General features: G+C 75.2%; 1 protein-coding gene. It reads left to right on the top strand.

Annotated elements, in window-relative coordinates; all coding sequences use genetic code 11:
* Nucleotides 1-13: 13 nt before the first annotated feature.
* On the top strand, nt 14-804 hold a 791-nt coding region (locus GV126_RS33545; protein ID WP_236570353.1), incomplete at its 3' end, for a hypothetical protein.

Raw genomic sequence — 804 nt, 5'->3', positions numbered from 1 at the left:
TCACCGGAGAGCAGTGTTCCGCCGACGCCGCCCCACCCTGGCCGTCCTCCTCGTCGCCCTGCTGACGGCGACGGCGGCGGGCTGCGGGGACGCGGGCGACCTGCGGTCCGCCGGTGCCACGCCGACCGCGATCAGCCCGGCCCGGCTGTGGCCCACGATGCGCCCGGCCGCCAGCCCGGCGTGGCCCTACGACGAGGTGCAGAGCGAGACGGCCAAGGGCGTCACGGCACCCGGGGACGACGTCCGCAAGCTCGATCCGGTGGCCGTGGTGCGGGCCGAGGTCGCCGCGCACCCGGACGACTACACGGCCGTGAAGGCGCCGTACCGGGAGACGGCCGCCCGGCTGGCCGACTGCGGCACGGGCGGCACAAGCAGCACAGGTGGAGGTGGCACGGGCAGCGCAGCCGGCACAGGGGGCACGGGCAGCGCAGCCGGCACAGGGGGCACGGGCAGCACGGCCGGCGACCGGGGAGCGCGGTGCCCGGTGATGAAGCCGTACTTCCGTGACCTGACCGGGGACGGGCGCGAGGACATGACGCTGGGGTTCCGGCTGTATCCCACGAACCAGACGGCCGTGCGCGTCTACACCTTCGAGCGGCACCGGCTGGTGCAGGTGTTCGCCAACGACGACGCGGTGATCGGCGTGGAGCTGGCCGGGCGGGCGGTGATCATCCGCTCGCCGGCCGGCATCGCCGGGTACGAGTACCGCACGACGTGGAGCTGGGACCCGGACCAGCGGGCCATGGTGTTCTCCCGGGACGAGTTCCTGCGCACCGCCCCGCACCGGCCCACGCACGCCCGCAC

It is taken from the genome of Streptomyces mexicanus (genome assembly GCF_902506575.1).
Lineage (GTDB): Bacteria > Actinomycetota > Actinomycetes > Streptomycetales > Streptomycetaceae > Streptomyces > Streptomyces mexicanus.
Note: the sequence above shows the minus strand (reverse complement) of the source record. Positions and strands in the feature narration are given on the sequence as shown.